This is a genomic window from Billgrantia endophytica (genome assembly GCF_002879615.1).
In the GTDB taxonomy this organism is placed as follows: domain Bacteria; phylum Pseudomonadota; class Gammaproteobacteria; order Pseudomonadales; family Halomonadaceae; genus Halomonas; species Halomonas endophytica.
This window is the reverse complement of sequence record NZ_PNRF01000004.1, coordinates 23,686-42,134: the sequence shown is the minus strand read 5'-3', so window position 1 is coordinate 42,134 and position 18,449 is coordinate 23,686. Positions and strand designations below refer to the sequence as shown.

16 protein-coding genes and 1 tRNA gene are annotated in these 18,449 nt (G+C 54.2%); 4 read left to right on the top strand and 13 right to left on the bottom strand.

Translation table 11 applies throughout. The features are described 5' to 3' along the window. The first annotated feature begins 2 nt into the window (after positions 1–2). The 3 genes from C1H69_RS01485 to C1H69_RS01475 all read left to right on the top strand — a co-directional run bounded on the left by C1H69_RS01485 (position 3) and on the right by C1H69_RS01475 (position 6,439). Positions 3–506 carry a TRAP transporter small permease subunit gene (locus tag C1H69_RS01485; protein ID WP_102651510.1) on the top strand — a complete coding sequence of 168 codons (504 nt, stop codon included), beginning with the start codon at positions 3–5 and terminating at the stop codon, positions 504–506. Then, on the top strand, positions 503–1,837 hold the full coding sequence (locus C1H69_RS01480) for a TRAP transporter large permease (RefSeq protein WP_102651509.1): 1,335 nt from the start codon (positions 503–505) through the stop codon (positions 1,835–1,837). The genes C1H69_RS01485 and C1H69_RS01480 overlap by 4 nt, the downstream gene beginning before the upstream one ends. Before the next feature lie 468 nt (positions 1,838–2,305). Next, entirely contained in the window at positions 2,306–6,439 is a 4,134-nt protein-coding gene (locus tag C1H69_RS01475; RefSeq protein ID WP_102651650.1) for a HigA family addiction module antitoxin, read from the top strand. Between the two features lie 166 nt (positions 6,440–6,605). Here the strand turns inward: C1H69_RS01475 and C1H69_RS01470 are convergent, their stop codons facing one another. From C1H69_RS01470 to C1H69_RS01415, 12 genes are all read right to left on the bottom strand, one after another. Then, the gene (locus C1H69_RS01470; RefSeq protein WP_102651649.1) at positions 6,606–7,601 is read right to left on the bottom strand and encodes a relaxase/mobilization nuclease domain-containing protein; all 996 of its coding nucleotides are present in this window, start codon (positions 7,599–7,601) and stop codon (positions 6,606–6,608) included. Continuing rightward, a complete protein-coding gene (locus tag C1H69_RS01465; protein WP_102651648.1) occupies positions 7,585–8,103 on the bottom strand; it encodes a relaxase/mobilization nuclease domain-containing protein in 519 nt (172 codons plus the stop codon). Before C1H69_RS01465 ends, C1H69_RS01470 begins: the two co-directional genes overlap by 17 nt. Then, entirely contained in the window at positions 8,096–8,614 is a 519-nt protein-coding gene (mobC, locus tag C1H69_RS01460; protein WP_102651647.1) for a plasmid mobilization relaxosome protein MobC, read from the bottom strand. The genes C1H69_RS01465 and mobC overlap by 8 nt, the downstream gene beginning before the upstream one ends. Positions 8,615–9,320: 706 nt before the next feature. After that, positions 9,321–10,328, bottom strand: a complete 1,008-nt coding sequence (locus C1H69_RS01445; protein ID WP_102651644.1) for a TrbL/VirB6 family protein — start codon at positions 10,326–10,328, stop codon at positions 9,321–9,323. Positions 10,329–10,337: 9 nt separating this feature from the next. Further along, positions 10,338–10,565 (bottom strand): EexN family lipoprotein, encoded by a 228-nt coding sequence (locus tag C1H69_RS01440; RefSeq protein ID WP_240609772.1) that lies wholly within the window; start codon positions 10,563–10,565, stop codon positions 10,338–10,340. A gap of 45 nt (positions 10,566–10,610) precedes the next feature. Next, positions 10,611–11,258: a TrbJ/VirB5 family protein gene (locus C1H69_RS01435; protein WP_102651642.1), complete on the bottom strand. Its 648-nt coding sequence runs from the start codon at positions 11,256–11,258 to the stop codon at positions 10,611–10,613. A gap of 2 nt (positions 11,259–11,260) precedes the next feature. Then, the gene (locus tag C1H69_RS01430; RefSeq protein WP_102651641.1) at positions 11,261–11,584 is read right to left on the bottom strand and encodes a hypothetical protein; all 324 of its coding nucleotides are present in this window, start codon (positions 11,582–11,584) and stop codon (positions 11,261–11,263) included. 73 nt (positions 11,585–11,657) lie between these two features. Further along, a complete protein-coding gene (locus C1H69_RS23225; RefSeq protein WP_133154947.1) occupies positions 11,658–12,344 on the bottom strand; it encodes a hypothetical protein in 687 nt (228 codons plus the stop codon). Further along, positions 12,331–12,564 carry a plasmid-related protein gene (locus tag C1H69_RS01425; RefSeq protein ID WP_102651640.1) on the bottom strand — a complete coding sequence of 78 codons (234 nt, stop codon included), beginning with the start codon at positions 12,562–12,564 and terminating at the stop codon, positions 12,331–12,333. Before C1H69_RS01425 ends, C1H69_RS23225 begins: the two co-directional genes overlap by 14 nt. Before the next feature lie 569 nt (positions 12,565–13,133). After that, complete coding sequence (locus C1H69_RS23220) at positions 13,134–14,489, bottom strand: hypothetical protein (protein WP_133154946.1); 1,356 nt, start codon at positions 14,487–14,489, stop codon at positions 13,134–13,136. 79 nt (positions 14,490–14,568) lie between these two features. Beyond that, a complete protein-coding gene (locus tag C1H69_RS01420) occupies positions 14,569–15,630 on the bottom strand; it encodes a tyrosine-type recombinase/integrase (protein ID WP_102651639.1) in 1,062 nt (353 codons plus the stop codon). A gap of 97 nt (positions 15,631–15,727) precedes the next feature. After that, positions 15,728–15,804, bottom strand: a tRNA-Ile gene (locus tag C1H69_RS01415). A gap of 154 nt (positions 15,805–15,958) precedes the next feature. Here C1H69_RS01415 and C1H69_RS01410 point away from each other — a divergent pair. Beyond that, positions 15,959–16,570, top strand: a complete 612-nt coding sequence (locus tag C1H69_RS01410; protein ID WP_102651638.1) for a hypothetical protein — start codon at positions 15,959–15,961, stop codon at positions 16,568–16,570. Between the two features lie 29 nt (positions 16,571–16,599). On the opposite strand, the gene C1H69_RS01405 is transcribed toward C1H69_RS01410, so the two are convergent. Next, positions 16,600–18,405, bottom strand: coding sequence for an ABC transporter ATP-binding protein (locus tag C1H69_RS01405; RefSeq protein ID WP_102651637.1), 1,806 nt, complete (start codon positions 18,403–18,405; stop codon positions 16,600–16,602). Positions 18,406–18,449: the final 44 nt, after the last annotated feature.

The window sequence follows — 18,449 nt, the reverse complement described above, 5'->3', positions numbered from 1 at the left end:
CCATGAATGCCATTGCCAAGGCAATTGATGCCCTCAACGAGGGATTCGGCCGTCTCATTGCCCCCCTGATTGCCGTGATCACCCTCGTGGTGTTGTACGATATTGCACTGCGTTTCTTCGTCGGCCGTCCCAGCGATTGGGCCTTCGATATCACCAAGATGCTCTTCGGTGCCCATTTCATGCTGATGGCCGCCTACGGGCTACGCCACCACGCCCACGTCGAGGTCGACGTGCTCAAGCGCCTGCTGTCGCGCAAGAAGCAGGCCGTCATCGAAATCCTCGCCTATCTGATCTTCTTCGTGCCGTTCATCTGGATGCTGCTGACCTTCGGCTGGAGCTTCTTCATGCGCGCCTTCACCCGCGGCGAGACCACCTACGGGATGGTGTCGATCCCGGTCGCACCCATCAAGGGCGTGATCGTCGTCGCTGCCGTGACCCTCCTGCTACAGGCCATCGCCATCGTCATCCGCGCCATCCAGGTGCTGCGTGAGGAGAAACCAGCATGAGCCTGAGTCCGGAACTGCTTACCCTGTTCATGTTCGGCGGCCTGCTGGTCGGCCTGTTCATGGGCCATCCGCTGGCCTTCGTGCTCGGCGGCGTCGCGGTGATGGGTGCCTACCTCGGCCCCGGCCCGCGGGTGCTCGGCACCATCATCAACAATATCTATGGCAACGCCATGGACAACTATGTGCTGGTGGCCATTCCGCTCTTCGTGTTGATGGCGAGATTCCTCAATGATTCCGGGGTCACCGAGAAGATGTTCGAGGTGATGCGCCTGCTGCTGGCGCAACTGCGCGGCGGCCTGGCACTGACCGTGGTCATCGTCTCGGTGCTGCTGGCCGCCACCACCGGCATCGTCGGCGCCTCCATTGCCGTGATGGGCATGATCGCGCTGGTGCCGATGCTCAAGTATGGCTACAACAAGGAGCTCAGCACCGGGGTGATCATGGCCAGCGGCTGCCTGGGTATCCTGATTCCGCCAAGTATCATGCTGATCCTGATGGCCAGCTACTCGCCGGTGTCGGTGGGCGCGCTGTTTGCCGGCGCGTTGGTGCCGGGCCTGCTGCTGGGGGCCATGTATGCGCTCTACGTCCTGGTGATCTGCCACCTCAAGCCCTCCTACGGACCGCCGGTGGCGGTCGAAGAGCGCGCCGAGTACTCTACCGGCCAACTGATGATGATGCTGGTGAAGTACGTGCTGCCGCCCATGTCGCTGATTCTCGGCGTGCTCGGCGCACTGTTCACCGGCATCGCCACCGCCACCGAGGCCTCGGCCATCGGCGTGCTGATCGCCTTCCTCCTGTTCATGATCTTCGGTGATCGCAGGATCGGCACCTGCTTTCGCACGATGATCGACGCCAGCAAGACCACCACCATGGTGATGCTGGTACTGGTCGGCGCCACCGCCTTCACCGGGGTCTTCTCCCGTGGCGGCGGCATGACCGTGATCAACGATCTGGTCATGGCCATGCCGGGCGGCACGATTGGCGCCCTGATTTTCATGTTCGCGCTGGTGTTCGTGCTGGGAATGTTCCTCGACTGGACCGGTATCGTGCTGCTGAGCTTCCCGATCATGCTGCCGATCATCAACCAGATGGGTATCGACGTGCTGTGGTTCGTGGTGATGGTGGCGGTCGTGCTGCAGACCTCCTTCCTCACGCCACCGTTCGGTTACGCGCTTTTTTACATGAAAGGGGTGTCACCCAAGGGGGTCGAGATCGTCGATCTCTACAAGGCGGTGGTGCCGTTCGTCGCCCTGATCCTGCTGGCCTGTGTGCTGATGGCCTTCTTCCCCTGGCTCATCACCGGACTGCCATCGATCATGCTCGGCTACTAGGCCGCTTCCCTGCCAAGCTAAGGCGCCCGCATCCCAGGATACAGGTGCTTTTTGTGTGCGTTCGGAATGGACATATCCATTCCGAACGCTGCTCGGCCCGGCCGCTTGTGGCGGAGCTTATGGCATGTTCTTGGACGAAACGAGATAGAAATTTGGTGGGCCCAGCTGGACTCGAACCAGCGACCAAGGGATTATGAGTTCGCTTGCAAATCAATAAGATACTGATACCCAAGGAAAAGAGACCGTAATCAAGCGAAAGGTACAGTTCTTTTGAATCAGTAACTTAGCGAAAGCTGAGGATAGCACAGGAAGCTGATGTGTGTACCGCTCTTGTACTGCGCGATGGTGATACATACTCCTCTCGCGGCTTGGGGAAATCGACCTTGTATTGTGTAGCGCTACACGCTACAGTAAGGCATGTGAGCGTGAGCTTGCTCTTTACCTTGTCGAGCATGCCTGGAGAAAATCATGCAAGATTCGAAGACTGTTCCTCATCCTGGAGAACGCATCAGGGCAGAAGTCATTCCGGCGGGAGTATCCGTCACAAAAGCTGCTCAGATCATCGGAGTTGGCCGCCCAGCTTTATCAAACCTGCTAAACGGCAAAGCGTCACTGTCCACAGATATGGCGAAGCGCCTAGAGAAGGCCTTCAATTATCCAAGCAAGAATCTTTTGGAAATGCAGGCTCAATATGATGAGTCACAAGCAATGGTAAAGAGTATGCCTTCAAATACGCGGGCATACGTACCTCCATTTCTTACAATTAAAGCGAATGACATTGAACAGTGGGTAACTCGCAACGTTCCGGCAAGAGCTAGGCTTTCGGTATTTCTGCGGACACTTGTCCATTCGACAGGAAGTGGTCTTAAAAAAGTTGATTTTCCTGGCAACGATGACGCCGAACGTCCTGGCTGGGACGGGCTTATTGAAGCGAGTGATGGAACGCCTTGGGTACCCACTGGACGCTCGGGCTGGGAGTTCGGCACCAACGAGGATATTAAAAGGAAGGCAGATAAGGATTTCGAAAAGAGCGTTAAGGCACTCAGCGATAAAGAGCGAGCCGAGACGACGTTCATATTCGTCACTCCACGCCGGTGGGCTAACGGCAAGGCAGCCTGGGTTGCCGAAAAACAAGCTAAAGGACTCTGGAAGGAAGTTCGGGCGTATGACGCAAGCGATCTTGAACAATGGATAGAGCAATCGCTACCTGCGCAAGCCTGGTTCGCTAATGAAACGAGGATTCCGGCACAGAACGTTCGCTCACTCGACAAATGCTGGACCGACTGGGCCAATGTATCAGAGCCACCATTGTCTGGGACGCTGTTTAATTCAGCTATTGAGGCAGCTAAACGCATCATGCTATCACGCCTCTCTAAGCCCTCCGACGGACCAACCATGATCGCAGCCGACTCAACTGAAGAGGCGCTTGCTTTTGTGGCTCAACTTTTTAGCGAAGCTGGTGGCGAAGAATTAGTTTCTTATCGCGACCGGGTCTTGGTATTCGACAAACCTGGGGTCCTGCCGCGTTTAGCGGAAGGAGCTAAAACTTTCATCCCTGTAGTGTTCAGCCCTGAAGTCGAACGCGAGCTTTCTCCATACGCGAAATCGATGCACTCAATAGTCATCTATCCGCGCAATGCTATAAACACCGAACCTCATATCGTTCTCGAGCCAGCGAGCTACGAGACATTTCAAACGGCATTAGAGGAAATGGGCAAGGATCGCGATGAAATTTCGCGATATTCAAATGAATCAGGTAGATCATTGACTGTTTTACGCCGTCGTCTTGCCACTCTTCCTGCGGTAAAAACTCCAGAATGGGTGACAGATCACCAAGCAACGTTGAACCTTGTACCCTTTATGCTAGTAGGTGCATGGGACAGTAGCAACGATGCTGACAAATGTTGCCTCGAATTACTAGCCAATGACAAACCTTATTCTGAGCTTGAGAGGGAGCACCAACGTCTTGCTCAATTAAATGATGTACCGGCATGGTCTATTAATACTTATCGCGGCGTAGTTTCGAAAATTGATTTACTTTATGCCATCAAAGGGGCAGTTACTACAGACGACTTGAGGCGTTACTTTGACGTAGCACGAATGGTGCTGGGTGAAGATGACCCTGCACTGGATCTCGATGAAGACCAGCGTTGGGCAGCTTCAATTCATGGAAAGACACGCGAGTTTTCAGGCGCGTTTCGCGAAGGAATTTCAGAAACTCTCGTGCTACTAGCCGTTCATGGCAACCAGCTATTCAAAGGTCAGCTTGGAATTGATACCGAAGCGGAGGCTGTAAAAGTCGTTCGCGACCTCCTCCCAACGCCGTTGACTACGCGAAAACTAGAAGCAAACGATCGCGACCTTCCTACTTATGCGGAAGCAGCTCCAGATGAGTTCTTGTCCATCCTTGAGCGTGACTTAAAGACCGAAAACCCAGCAGTCCTCGGCCTTCTACGCCCTGCGGAAGCGGGCCCATTCGGCCATCCTAGTCGCACTGGTTTACTGTGGGCTCTTGAGGCACTTTCATGGAGCCCCTTGACGTTACCACGTGCAGCTTTCATTTTAGCGCGTCTTGCGGAAGTCGAAATTAACGATAATTGGTCTAACAAGCCAATACATTCACTTGAATCGATCTTCCGCTCATGGATGCCACAAACTGCAGCGAGTCATGAGGTTCGCGTAAGACTAATGCACAGACTTGCTGAGAAATTCCCTAATATTGCTTGGAAACTCTGCATAACGCAATTCGGCGACCATCATCTGGTTGGTGATTACAGCCACAAACCACGATGGCGCTCAGATGGTTACGGGTTTGGTGAACCCATCCAAACAAGGCAGCCGATCACTGCATTCGTGCGAGAAATGGTTGATATGGCCCTAACTAGAAATGACTATTCTCTGTCAATGCTTTGCGATCTAGTCGAACGGCTTCACGCCTTACCTGAATTCGACCAAGATCGAGTTTGGACATTGATTAAAACTTGGGGTAGAGATAGGGCCAGTGATGCTGAAAAGACAGCTCTACGCGAAAAAATTCGCATATCAACACTTTCACGACGTGCAGCATTGCGCGCCAGAAAAAGGTCAACCTCGCTTAACCTCGCCATTGCAGCAAAAGATGTTTACGCCGAACTTGAACCAGAAAACTTGCTTAATAGACACGCTTGGCTTTTCCGTGAAACATGGGTTGAAGAATCTGCTGACGAACTAGAAGATATCGAAAGAGTCGATTTTGAGAAGCGAGATGAACGCATTCATAATCTCAGAGTGGCGGCGTTGCGAGAAATTTACAACGGCCAAGGCATTACAGGTCTGATAGACCTTTCTTGCCAAGGCAAAGCTTCATGGATAATCGGGAGAATCTCCGCAAGCTCTTTATTAACTCCAGAAAAAGTTGGCGAACTCATAAAACTCGCTATAGAACCAATATTAATTAACCAAGATGAGAATTACCCCCAAAAAAACCTTATCGCAGGTGCATTACACTCAATTAATGACGACCAAAGTCGCGAAGAAATTATCACTGACGTATCATATAACCTTTCCGGCATCGATACGGCGAAGTTACTCATGCTTGCACCGTATGGGAAGAGCACCTGGAAGCTGGTCGACAATCTAGACAAAAAAGCTCAGGAAAAGTACTGGAGTGAAGTAATACCAGATTGGATTCACCACCCTGAAGAAGACAACAAAGAAAGCATTGACCGACTAATGAAGGTTGGACGGCCTCGCGCTGCATTTTCATGCATCCATTTTCACCCTGAAAAGGTGGGTGAAGAGCTCCTTTACCGCTTACTTTCAGATGTGGCTAAAGGTGGCAATGATAAGCCAGGCCAATATATGCTAGAGCACTACTCTGTAGAAAAGGCATTTGAACATCTCAATGCAAGCTCAAAGCTCACACTAGAGGAAAAAGCAGCATTGGAGTTTTCATATTTAGAAATACTGGCTCGCCCTTGGGGTAGCCGCAGCGGAAATGGCATACCAAATCTTGAGCGGTACATTGAAGTTCATCCTGAGCTATTTATTCAAGCTATTGTGTGGACGTACAAGCGCAGTGACGGGGCAACTGACCCTATCGAGTACAAAGTTCCTCAAGACAATATTAGCAATTTGTCTAAACGAGGATATAGACTATTGGAAGCTATTGAGCGTATTCCTGGCCACGACGACCTTGGAGAATTAAAAGCAGAGCGTCTTGAGAAATGGATTTCTACTGTACGCCAGTCTTGCATGGAACTCAGTCGTGCTGATATAGCCGATGTTTGCATCGGAAAAGTTCTGTCAAGCGCATCTATTGGCGAAGATGGGGTATGGCCTTGCAAGGTGGTGCGGGATGTGATGGAGAACATCCAGTCCGATCCTATGATGCGAGGTGCACATAGCGGTGTTTATAACTCACGCGGAGTTACTACTCGAATGCCAGGAGAGGGTGGAAGTCAAGAACGGAATCTCGCTGCGAAATACCGTAAGTGGGGAGAAGCTATTCTTCCAACCCATCCATTTGTAGCCACAAAACTTTTACTAGAGCTAGCAGACACTTACGAACGCGAAGCGATGCATCATGACAACGATGCCAGCGTTCGACGACGCCTAACTTAGGATAGTATATGTCGGGTCCCGGTTATTGATTTCCCCGGGACCCGACAGAAGCCTCCGGGAGCTAAGGAATCACCGCCCACCAGCGGAATCTGCTCTTCCTTTAACCGCAAGCCGGCGATCCTTGTACCCACAACCTACACTATTCGGTCTGTCTGCCAGCTTCCACCTACCGTTCGTCTTGTTGATCCAGCTCTCTTCTCTTCTCTCTCTCCTGGCGTGTTTGGGTGTTCCGCTGTAGCTGCTCTGCTACCGTCTCCTGGAGTTCGTGCCGCTCGGTCTTCATCGGCGGCATGGAACTCACAAAAGCCGCGATGCGCTTGGCCAGCTCCTGTTCCTCAGGGTCGTGGCTCTGGTTGAGGTCCTTCGCCGCCGTCAGCCAGGCCTTGCGGACATAGGTCTGGCGCTCCTTGATACGATCCTCCCAGGGCCGCGGCTTCAGTGCTTTACCGGCCCGCTGGTCGCGGAAGTCCTCGAGGACCTCCCGGACCTTCGCCTGGTCCACCTGTGGCGTCTGGCCTTTCTCGCGGATGTGGCACACCACTTGGCTGACGCCCCTCCTGATCACACCGCGGGTGGCGCGTGGCGTCGCCTCGGCTTCCACCCCTCGGCGCTCCAGCTCGGCCGCGAAGGACTCCCGCCACTTCTGCGGGTCGCCCTTCTTCACATTCAGCCGGTACCCGTCATAGCCCAAGTTCTTCACCGTCAGGTGGATGTGGGGGCTGTCCGTGTCGGTGTGCAGTGCCATGACATACTGATAATTCTGGCCAAGCTGTCGTTTGGCGAATGCTCGGACGGCATTCTTCACGTCACGCGGCTCAGTGCCGGCCGGCATGGACATGATGATGTTGGTGGTATCGCGGGTGTTCTTCCGGCGCTTGCCTTGGTCCTGCGACCAGTCCTTGGCCAAGGCCCTTACTTCGTCTTTCCCCTGTATCACGTCGCCGCGCTCGTCTTCGAGCTCCAGCTTGCCGTTTCGGCTGATGTAGTCCAGGTGAGACTGCACATGATCGGCTCCCTTGGCATTACCGGTGATCTTCACCATGACCTCTGGCACTCGACTTGCTACGCGGCGCGCACGCGCCCGATTAGCGGCCTGGTTGCCCTTATGCTTTACAGGGCCTTCCAACAAGTCAGCAATGGTGTCATCAGCCAGACTGCCCATCCTGCCTCCTTCGGGTGGCCTTTAATGTGGCTTTCGCTTCCACTCCGTACCGTTCCAGCTCGGCCGCAAAGGCCTCCCGCCACTCCTGCGGGTCACCCTTCTTCACATGCAGCCGGCGCCCATCATGGCCAAGGTTCCGTACCGTGAGTTGGACATGCGGGTTGTCGGTGTCCGTGTGCAGGGCCATGACATACCGATAGTTCTGGCTAAACTGCCGCTTGGCGAACGCCTGGACAGCCCTTTTTAGCGCCTGCGGCTCGGTTCCGGACGGCATCGACAGAACGATATTAATGGTATAGCGGGTGCTCTTGCGCTGCCGACCTTGAAACCTCGACCAGTATTTAGCCAAGTCACGGACCATATCTTCGGTGAAGGAGAACTGGCCGCTTTCGTCCTCAAGCTCCACGGCTCCGTTCTTACTGATGCGAAGCAAATCCCTCTCTACTTGGTCCGCATCGTAGGCATTACTGACGATCCGCACGACGACTTCCGGCTTATCCATCATCCCTCCACCGATTCATGTTCCTGGACAGCAAACTGGCCACCAGGTCCTTGTGCTGCTCAATCCGCTCAATCAGTTTCTCGATGGCATCTTGCTTGAGCTTCTCACTCTCTCGAAACTCGATATTTATCGCCCTGGCTACCTGGTTGAGGTTGCGCCCGATGGCCGCCAACTCTCGGTTGGATTCACGCAAGGCCGATATCTCGTCATCGGTAAGCACGGGTTCCCTATGCAATTCAGCTAACACCAACGCCGTAAGCCAACTGGTTCTGCTGGGATAGCCTTCCTTGTGAGCACGTTGCGCTAGCCATCGATCCTGAGTAGGCGATAGCCGAATAGTGAGCTTGCGAGATCTAGTTTCGACCTTCTGGTCTTCCGCTTTTTCAGCTTTACCGGCAACGCGCTGAATCATTCGCCGCAGCATGTCCGACTCGCGCAGGCCGTTGGCCCTGCAGAACTGCGTCCAGGATTTCTTCTCGGTATCTGTCAGGCGCGCTTCAACTCTCGGCATAGTCCAGTTTTCTCCACCGCAGGGAGGTGGGGCTAGGTAAATTTGCCGGCATACGCCAGCACTTGCCGAATCCTGCCCTAGCACTAAACCCATCCATTCTTTTCGTGCGTACGAAAAATGGCTGCCATCCCATATGAAGTAAACGGCAACGGATACGAGCGCTACGCTTCGCCATTAGTAATACGCACGGACCTGTCTCAAACCTGCTCGTCGCTTGGTGCTGAGCCAGAGGCTTCGCCATTAGACATAGGGGAGGGACTTTGAACACTCTCGGTTGATCCGGACCCCGGTAGTGAAGCTTCGGTTTCAGAACGCTCGCACCGACGCCTAGCCATTTCAGCTTTCATCCAATGGCCGGCGGCACGCATCTCGGCCCGCAGGTCCTCGATCTCCTCGGGTGTCAAACGGCGGTAGCTCATGATATCTCCTCCTGAGATGTATCACGCCGGAGCTCTGGATATATCGCTGCGCGCCATCGCCACTGGAGCATGCACACGGCAATACCTGCCATACAGACAAACAAAGTACGAGCAGTCTCGCCATCGCCAGCAAGGGTGCCGCTGACCAAACCAGGTAGTTCAGGGAGCAACGCCACGGACAGCAGGATACCCACTACCAGTAACAGGCCCGAGAGTCCCAGCTCACCGCCTCGCCTCACTCGCGCCCAGCGGACGCGCCAGGTACCAATCCACTTAGTTCCCATCGTTTAACCTCCCGTAATCGTGTTGGCGCTGAAGCGCTTCTGATAGGCCCGCTGGGCAACCCTGCCGGCCTTGTAAACGCCTTTTGCTGGAGCCGCCGCTGCCGCACCAGCGAGGCGAGCGTCACGCTGGACACCGCGATATTGACGCCGGATCGTTGAAGGCCGCATGGCGTTCATGGCCGAGCCTAGGGCACCTTGCGTTGCCAGCGCGATACCACCGCACAGGGCCGATGCCATGGCAGGTACCTGCTTGAGAAACAAGAAACAAAGCCCGAAGAACATCACAAAGACAGCAGCGTCCCACATGGTGGTCAGGTCTCCGCCGCCTGCCGTCATCCTGTCCAGGAACAATTCACAGAATTCGAGAGCCAGTCGTCCGCCAGCGGCGGCAAGCACCAGGATCATCCCGAAATTCATCACTTGACCCAGCCAGCTCTCGAACCACCGCTGCGTGGTGTTGAATAGAAGGCCAATGATGAACAGTGGGCCGATGCCCAGCAGCAGCGTAGTCATGATCTTGCTCAGCAAGATAAGGAACGCCACGATAAAGGCCACGGCGCCACCCGCGGTAAGGATGGCTAGGGCAATCAGGTACAGTCCAAAATTACCGTTCATCACGCCAGCCTTGTCCCAGGCCCGGTCTGCTATCTCGAATACCCGAGAAAAGAGTTCGTCCATGATGCTGGCCATGCTGTCGGCAGGTGTGCCGGTTACAACAGACGCGATTTCCTCCGGGCCGTGAGCCAACACATCGACGACAACATCCATATAGGTGCCGACTGTCAGCCCCAGGGTCATGATGAAGCCGATGCGGATGATGCGAAAAACACCTTCCTGCAAGGGCTCACTGACCTTTCCAAACATCATCATGTAACCCCAGACGGCAATCCAAAGGATCATCATGCTGGTAAAGATCGGTGCAATGTAGGCGACCACATCCCCAACAGTGCTGGATATATAGGTGTCCAGGGCATTTTCGACGAGCTCGAAGGTCCCTTGAAAGAGATCCATAAGCCCTCCTTACCAGATATCGCGAGGTTCGCCACTGGACAGCATTCGTTCGGCTTCCCTGGCATTGATGCAATTCGAATCGTCTTTCAACTCGGCGGGGTTGTTCGAGCATTCTTCCAGTGTGGCCTGGCGTTCGTTGTCGTGGGCCTGATACCAGTCCACGGTCTGCACTGGCCCGGTTTCCGGGGTGTCGTCAAGGCAACCGGTCAGCACGACGCTGGCCAGAGCGACGATCACAAAATTTCGTGCGCACGAAAATTTCCTGATACTCATGGGGCCTCCTTACCAGATGTCGCGGGGCTCGCCGGATGACTCGATGGCCATCTGCTGAACGCGCTGGTTGTGCATTGCCCTGTTGGCCCCGGCTTGCGACCGGAGCATGGTCAGCTTGGCCATCTCGTTTTGCAGCAAGACTTCCTCGGCGCCGATACGGGCCTGGAGGTCCAGAACGTCTTTCTGGTCCGGGCTGTTGTTGACCTCAGCCACCAATCCGGCTAGCTCGCTAAAGCGCTCCTGAGCTTGTTCCAGGGACTTTTGGGACTGGCCCAGCCAGGTTGCCGTGTTGTGGTTGCCGCTGTCGTACAGGTCCGCCACATCGCCGGACAGACCGTGTTCGTTCGCGCCCCTGATACCGGCGCTGTTCAGCACCTGGTTAGGATCGACATTCACGGCAGTGTCATAGGCCGAGTCGATGACGCCAGCCAGGCCCCGAGATCCGCTCATGCTGTCCAGTTGCCTATTGGCCGTTTCGAGCTGGTCTTGCAGTTGTTCGAGCTGGCTCAGCATGTGCTCTACTTGCAGGATCTGCTGGGCCAGGTTCGACGTGTCGATGACGGGAATCCCGCCAGCCATGGCAGGCTGCGATAGACTGATGGTGGCCGCGAGGGTGAAACCCGCGATTTTTCGTGCGCACGAAATTTTGTTGCTCATGATCAGACCTCCTTTTGACGATCCTGGCGGGTCGCCTTAGCCTCCAGACGCCGTTTCGTCCTCTGGAGCGTGAGCGACCGTTTTTCAAAATCCAGACTTTTCAGGTCGATGGATTCCATCACCTCTTTCATCTCCTCGATGCAGGTGAAGAAGTCTTCGGGAAGGGCTTCCAACCCTTCGGTGAGAAAATCGCAAGCGTAACCGGCAATGATCACCAGAGTTCGAATCTCACTCTGGATGGCATGCTGTTCGACTGCGTGTGATCGGTAGAGCCGTGACAGGCCACTGTCGGTGTAGGCGGGTGTGATACCCTGTCTGTTAGCCATGTATGCCTCCTATGCAGGCAGTCGTGGTTAGGCGCGGTCGGGGCCATCACCCCCGTTCCGCGCCGCTTGAATTCTATGTGCGAAGGGTTCTGCGCATTTCTTCTACTGCAGGAGCTCCAACTTTATCACTGCCGTAGTTTCTGGCTATTAGGTCTGCTCTTTGCTGGCCCAGCAACTCAGCCATCTCGGCCCGCGTTAATTTTGATTCGGGCCCAGGATGACTCTCAATTTTGGCCGCCTCGCTTTTATTTCTTGATGTACTCTTTGTTGTATTCTCTGTAATAGATTTGCCCTTTGGTAGAATCAAGGTTTGACCATCCTGATCACCAGATTGGCCAGAAGGGATAGTAGAATCTACCAAAGGTAAAAACTGGGAATTACAATCAGTTCCAGAAGGCTCTTCGTCGAGTTGCTCCGCCAGAAGCTCAAGCAAGCGCTCGCAGTTCACCCGATACCACATTTTTGCAGGAACATCTCTCCTTTCCTCTTCCAATACGCCAATTTCCACTAGCGATTTCCTAGCGTTAGCCTGCTGCTTTGGAGAAAGTCCAGTTTCTGACTCCCAACTATCTCTGCCACGCTGATTTTTGTAAAACCATCCACCTCTTTCCTCCGCCTTGGTGTTGCGTGTCCAGTAAAATGCTTGGCTAAGGAACACTGCACCAGGAACTGAAACTCCCGGAAGGAGCGTGAACGCAGCATGATAGGCGACCACCCTACCCAGAATTTTCTGCACTACCGATGGACTAACACGCGCCATATTCAGAAGGCTCCAAACCCAGGGCGTCTTTTACTTGGAGCGTCCGGAAATAGACACGACGCCCGACCTTAACCATCGTCGGCTTCAGCTTCCGAGAGACCTCAGTATCTGTATAAAGGGAGACCCGCACTCCATCGGGTGAACGGCCCAGAAGATCCGCCAGGTCCGATATGCTCATCAGAAGGCCAAATCGTTCGACAAGATAGTCCTCAACATTCATGGATAAACCTCCATCAACCAGGCATTGACGGAGGTAGTGTTAACCTAGGCTATTTGAAACTCAAGCGCACAATCTATGAGTAAGATTAAAAGTGAATCAATACACTACATAATGATCATCAAAGACGCCAATCTTGACAATCAGAATATATAATATCGACAGAACCGATTAAAACAAACCTGCCAACTATCAGCAAGTTAACAAAATAAAACAATTTATTTACAGCCGAACCATGCCTACCCAAGAACAGGGAAAACAATAATAATAAGAATAAGAATAAGAATAAGAATAAGAATAAGAAGATTATTATTCTTATTCTTATACCCCATCTTCATGAAGATGGTAGTGTGCATCCACCCAAAGTGAAGCCATGGAATAAGTCAGCCTTCCTCTCCCTATCACTCCGCCTAAAAGCTACATTCTACCCCGGTGATCGCCGCGAAATTTGTATATTCTCATAGTCGCCATTTTCTTCTCCACACAGCACTTAAACCAGGCTAAAAACCGAGCCTAACGCCACCTTATTTATATACTCATGAAAACAGTAAATCAATTCATCACCTACCTTCTCAAGCAAGAAAATAGTTTTCGACACTATGATCAAAGCCCTCATCACTTCCGAAACGACTTACAAATACAGATTTTGCGCCTTCATTATCTGACTCCAAATAAATCAGTGCTTTTTCTTTTAAATTCGCGACAGACGAAAACTTCGAATCTCTCAATCCTTCTGCTCCCCAAGCACCACCTTCCGCAGCATGAAGAATATTCACAAGCAGCGTATATGATTGCTCAGGTGTTAGTGATCTAGACAAAGCATTTTCGACACTCTTCAAGTTTCTAGAAAAGTAGTTGGCTGCATCAAAATCAGAAGAACCAGCTTTCCTGCACGCCACTTCAAAATACAAATTTACCACCTTATGATTTCCTTCCATAAAACCAATGAAATACTTCCCAAAAATATTTTTTCCAAAAAACTCAATCAATTGCTCACTAAAATTATCGATCAGTACATCTTCACCTGATGTTTCCATAATTGACTTCATAACCGAAGCAGGATGCGAGAATTTTGTATGTTCTACATATGTTTCAATATTTTCAATCCTTCTTGATATTACAGACCTTAACCTGTCATAAGTTACTGGATCAAGATCGTTCACAACCGCTCCATTTGCGGAGATCACCCGCAGCACTATCAGCGAAAACTTATCATCAGAGCACTTAGCATCAATGATATATCTTTTTATATATTCAGTGGCTTCTGGATCTTTCTGGTATGCAAATCCAGCCAAGAAAAAACCTGCATTAACAGAAACTTCCCGGCTTGAACTCTGTGTTTTCTCCAATGCTTTATTAATCAGGTACGGAAAAGCCTGCACATGTATATTTTTCAGCTCTTTTCTAACCACAGATGATGTTTTGCTTATATCCGTAGATGGAAAAAAGTGCTTCTCCCCCATGCGAGAAAGAACCTCGTCTACTAATTGCGTAGTAGTTAATATAGGCTTAGATAAAAAACGATTGATTGCTTCATAAAATATAAACCTAGCTTCTTCAGCGGATGCATGATGACCTGACGGATGAGCTGATTTATTCCTCAATGTACGCAACGTATTCAAAAACTCGGCATCCAATGAAGGCAACAAAGCATTAGATTTCAGCTGATCAATTACATAGCTTTCATATACATCTTGTGCATTTAATTTCTTTGTCGCTTCATCGTATATCTTTTTTGCTTTTTTATTTACTCGGCCAAGCTCGCCAAGCTTCTCCACTATATCATCAAACAATGCTATATAGGTGAGCACAATGCATGCTCTATATGCTTTTGCCATATAGCATGATAGCGCCTCTTGCATATAATCCTTTATTTTATCCTCTTCAATCCTTCCAACCATTTCTTCCATGTCACTTAAATGTGGCATAACTCATTAATCCTTACAAAGGTGAACAAATATAGCTTCAGCATAGCTAAAACCAAATTTTAAACAAAAATAAAAACTATCAAACGTCAACTAATTGATCCAGCTTCACTACCAAGTCTTCCGCCCTCAAATGCGTATATCGCCGCAGCATTTGCATTGACTTGTGGCCACTGATCGCGGCGACCTCCTGGTCAGACAGCCCCGCCTCCACCAGCCGGCTGACGGCCTCGTGGCGCAGATCATGGAAGCGGAAGTCATCGAGCCCTGCCTTCTTCTTCGCCTGGTTCCAAAGCTTGGTGTAGGCATATGGGCCTCGCTTGCCGCCCTTGCCAGGCTCACCGAAGAACACGAAGTCACAGTCAAGCGGCCGCACCGGGTTGTTCAACGCCTGCTTGAACACCTCGGTAGCCGCCTGGGTCAGCGGTACCAAGCGGGCTTCGTTGTTCTTGGTGTCTGTGAGGCGCACCACACGGCGTTTCACGTCGACCTGGGAGCGAGTGAGGGTCAGGATCTCCGACGAACGCATGCCCGTCTCCAGGGCGATTCTGGCGATCCAGGCCAACATGGGGTTGCTGTGCTGTCGAAGCAAGGCGAAGAGCCGCTTTTCCTCGTCGGCACTTAGGCGGCGGTTGCGCCCCTCTCCTGGACTGGGTTTGCGGATATTTTGAACCGGGTTGTATGCCAGGCCCAGCCCCCACTCCTGGATGGCCACTGTGTAGAGATGGCCAAGCAGGGCCAGCTCCAGGCGCACAGTATTAGGGCTGATAGGCTGCCCCCGTCGCCCCAGGGTATTGAGCCGCATGTCGCGGTAGTTGGCGATCAGCTCCGGCGTGAGGGCTGCGAGGGAGTATTTTCCTAGATGCTCGATCAGCGTGTTGGCCTTCTGGCGTTCACTTTTCTGAGTGCTGGGCTTCTTGGTGGGGGTGACATCAGCAAGGTAGCGCTTGAGGGCGGCCTCGAGCGTCATGCGCTCCGAGGCGCTGCGCTGGATATAGACACCGCGCACCATTTCGTCTTCGGTGCGGCGTGCCCAGTCCTGGGCATCACGCTTCGTGCGGAAAGTCTTGGCAGTAGTCGGCCAGCCTGTCTTGCGGATGACGGCTTTCCAGCTACCAGAGGGTGTCTTGACGATGGTGGCCACAAAAATCTCCAGGGGGCTGAAGGATCGGCAGTGTACCGAAACTGTACCCTTGGACTATGGGACTCACCAAGCAAGAATCGTAAGCGATTGATTTTAATGGTGGGCCCAGCTGGACTCGAACCAGCGACCAAGGGATTATGAGTCCCCTGCTCTAACCAACTGAGCTATAGGCCCGTGCTTGCGCCGGCGTATGATAGCGAAAGCTACTGGACGAGGCCAGAGGCAAGCTTCCCGTTTCTTCCTTCTTTCCCGCTCCCCATCCGGGCACTTCCGGCCTGTTCCCGTGTCTGCATGCATGGGCATGTCGTCCGCTGGAGATACATCGCTGATGAAACGATTCGGTCGCCTGGGCAAAAGATTTGGTCAAGGGGCTGGGCTGGCATGGGGCCTGGTTCTGCTGATCTCACCCGTGCAGGCAGAGTGGGAGCTGGACCCGGAGCAGTCGCGGGTGTCGGCCACGGTCATGCAGATAGGCCCTGACGGCCCGGTGCCTCGCCATCATGAAGTACGCCGGCTTGCAGGCAGTGCGGATGCCAGCGGCGTGCTGCAGCTACCGCTGCGGTTGAACCAGAGCGATGTGGTGGAGCGGCTGGGGCCGTTACCGCCCTGGCTGTCCGGCCTGACCGAGCGCCCCATGGCCACCCTGACGACCCGCTACCCACCCGAGCAGCTGGAGCGGCTCGCCATCGGCGATTCGATGGTAGAGACCCTCATGCTCTCGGTCCGGTCGGGCAACGCCATACGGCAGGAGTCGTTGCCGGTGCGCTTCACGAAGGAGTCCGCCAATCGGATACGGGTCACCAACGCCGAGCGAATGGCGCTGGACGGCCAGGAGCTGATGGCCGACCCCACCCTGCGCTCGGTCATGCTGCTATTGGGCTACGAACAGATCGGTGACGAGGTGCCGGTGAATCTCGACGCGGTACTGACACGTCAGTGATTCGAAATGCCACGCCCCATGAGCCTGGTTCAGAGGACCGCCTCCCCTACCTGAATCGCTCCGGTCTGTACCCGCCACTGGGCGGCATAGCGGCCCCCTCGTTCGATCAGCTCGGCATGGGTGCCCTGCTCTGCCACCCTGCCGGCGTCGATCACCACGATCTCGTCGGCATGGACGATGGTCGAGAGCCGGTGGGCGATCATGATCACCGTGCGCCCATGGCCGATCTTCTGCAGCGAGCGCTGGATCGCCGCTTCGGTTTCATTGTCCACCGCGCTGGTGGCTTCGTCCAGCACCAGGATGGGCGGGTCCTTGAGCAATGCCCGGGCCAGCGACAGGCGCTGACGCTGGCCACCGGACAGGCGAATGCCACGCTCCCCCACCGGGGTGTCCAGCCCCTGGGGCAGCGCCTGAATGAACTCCCAGGCTTCGGCCGTTTTCGCCGCCTCGATTACCTGTGACGCTTCGGCCTCGGGCTTCCCATAGACGATGTTGTCGCGGATCGAGCCCTCGAACAGATAGACGTCCTGGCTGACCAGGCCAATGGCCTGTCGCAACGAATTGAGGCTCACTTCACGAATCGGCTGGCCATCGATACAGACCTGGCCGGCCTCGGGGTCGTAGAATCGCAGCAGCAGCTTGATCAGCGTCGACTTGCCGGAACCCGTGGCGCCGACCAGGGCCAATGTATTGCCGGCCGGCACCCGCAGGCTGACGTCATCGACGCCCACACCGCTCGATGCATAGTGAAAGCTCACCGCCTCGAAGCTCACCTCACCGCGTACCGGTACCGCCAGGGGCCGGTCGCCGTTATCCTTGACGGTGATGGGCACCGCCAGCAGATCGAGGATGCGTCGGGTGCTGGCCATGGCGCGCTCGAACAGGTCGATCACCTCGGCCAGGCCGGTCAACGGCCAGAGCAGCCGCTGGGTGAGAAAGACCAGCACACCGTAGGCACCGACGTTGAGATCGCCACGCAGCGCCAGCATGCCGCCCACGGTGAACGTGGCCAGGAAGCCGGCCAGGATCGCCATGCGGATTACCGGAATGAAAGCCGAGCTGACGCGAATCGCACGCCGGTTCGCCTCCACATAGGCCTCGCTCGTTTCACGCAGCCGCGCGGCCTCGCGATCCTCGCTGGTGAAGCTCTTGATGGTGGCAATACCGCTCAGGTTGTTGGAGAGCCGGCTGGCAAGGTCGCCCACCTTCTCGCGCACGTCGGCATATAGCGGCCCCGCCTTGCGCTGGAAGAAGAAGGCGCCCCAGATGATCAGCGGGATCGGCGTGAAGGCCAGCAGCGCGATCAGCGGAGAAATGACGAAGAACACCGCCCCCACCGCCACCACGGTGACGCCGACCTGGATCAGCGAGTTGGCGCCACCGTCGAGGAAACGCTCGAGCTGGTTGACGTCGTCGTTCATGGTCGCCACCAGCTGACCGGAACTCTTCGATTCGAAGAAGGCCATGTCGAGGCGCTGGGCATGCTCGTAGGTGTCCAGGCGCATGTCGGCCTGCAGCCGTTGTGCCAGGTTGCGCCACAGGATCTTGTAGAGGTACTCGAAGATCGACTCGCCGGCCCAGATGAAGAAGGTGAGCACGGCCAGCATCAGGATCTGTTCCTGGGGCGTGGTGAAACCGAGCCGGGCAACGAAGCTGCGCTCCTGGTTGACCACCACGTCGATGGCCACCCCGATGAGGATCTCGGGGGCGATATCGAAGATCTTGTTGATGATCGAACAGGTGGTGGCGGCGATGATGCGGCGCCGATAACCCCGGGCGTAGCGCAGCAGCCGCACCAGGGCCTGAAAGCTGTTGGTGGAAGTGATCGATGACATGCGGAGATCCTTGGCAAGCAGGATCCGAAGCTTAACGGAATCGA

Bases quoted from the DNA above. Each gene is read 5' to 3' on its own strand.
- C1H69_RS01425 (WP_102651640.1), bottom strand. From the start codon at position 12,564: ATGAATGTTGAGGACTATCTTGTCGAACGATTTGGCCTTCTGATGAGC.
- C1H69_RS01465 (WP_102651648.1), bottom strand. From the start codon at position 8,103: ATGGATAAGCCGGAAGTCGTCGTGCGGATCGTCAGTAATGCCTACGAT.
- C1H69_RS01445 (WP_102651644.1), bottom strand. From the start codon at position 10,328: ATGGATCTCTTTCAAGGGACCTTCGAGCTCGTCGAAAATGCCCTGGAC.
- C1H69_RS01485 (WP_102651510.1), top strand. From the start codon at position 3: ATGAATGCCATTGCCAAGGCAATTGATGCCCTCAACGAGGGATTCGGC.
- C1H69_RS01435 (WP_102651642.1), bottom strand. From the start codon at position 11,258: ATGAGCAACAAAATTTCGTGCGCACGAAAAATCGCGGGTTTCACCCTC.
- C1H69_RS01475 (WP_102651650.1), top strand. From the start codon at position 2,306: ATGCAAGATTCGAAGACTGTTCCTCATCCTGGAGAACGCATCAGGGCA.
- C1H69_RS01470 (WP_102651649.1), bottom strand. From the start codon at position 7,601: ATGGGCAGTCTGGCTGATGACACCATTGCTGACTTGTTGGAAGGCCCT.
- mobC (WP_102651647.1), bottom strand. From the start codon at position 8,614: ATGCCGAGAGTTGAAGCGCGCCTGACAGATACCGAGAAGAAATCCTGG.
- C1H69_RS01480 (WP_102651509.1), top strand. From the start codon at position 503: ATGAGCCTGAGTCCGGAACTGCTTACCCTGTTCATGTTCGGCGGCCTG.
- C1H69_RS23225 (WP_133154947.1), bottom strand. From the start codon at position 12,344: ATGGCGCGTGTTAGTCCATCGGTAGTGCAGAAAATTCTGGGTAGGGTG.
- C1H69_RS01430 (WP_102651641.1), bottom strand. From the start codon at position 11,584: ATGGCTAACAGACAGGGTATCACACCCGCCTACACCGACAGTGGCCTG.
- C1H69_RS01410 (WP_102651638.1), top strand. From the start codon at position 15,959: ATGAAACGATTCGGTCGCCTGGGCAAAAGATTTGGTCAAGGGGCTGGG.
- C1H69_RS23220 (WP_133154946.1), bottom strand. From the start codon at position 14,489: ATGCCACATTTAAGTGACATGGAAGAAATGGTTGGAAGGATTGAAGAG.
- C1H69_RS01405 (WP_102651637.1), bottom strand. From the start codon at position 18,405: ATGTCATCGATCACTTCCACCAACAGCTTTCAGGCCCTGGTGCGGCTG.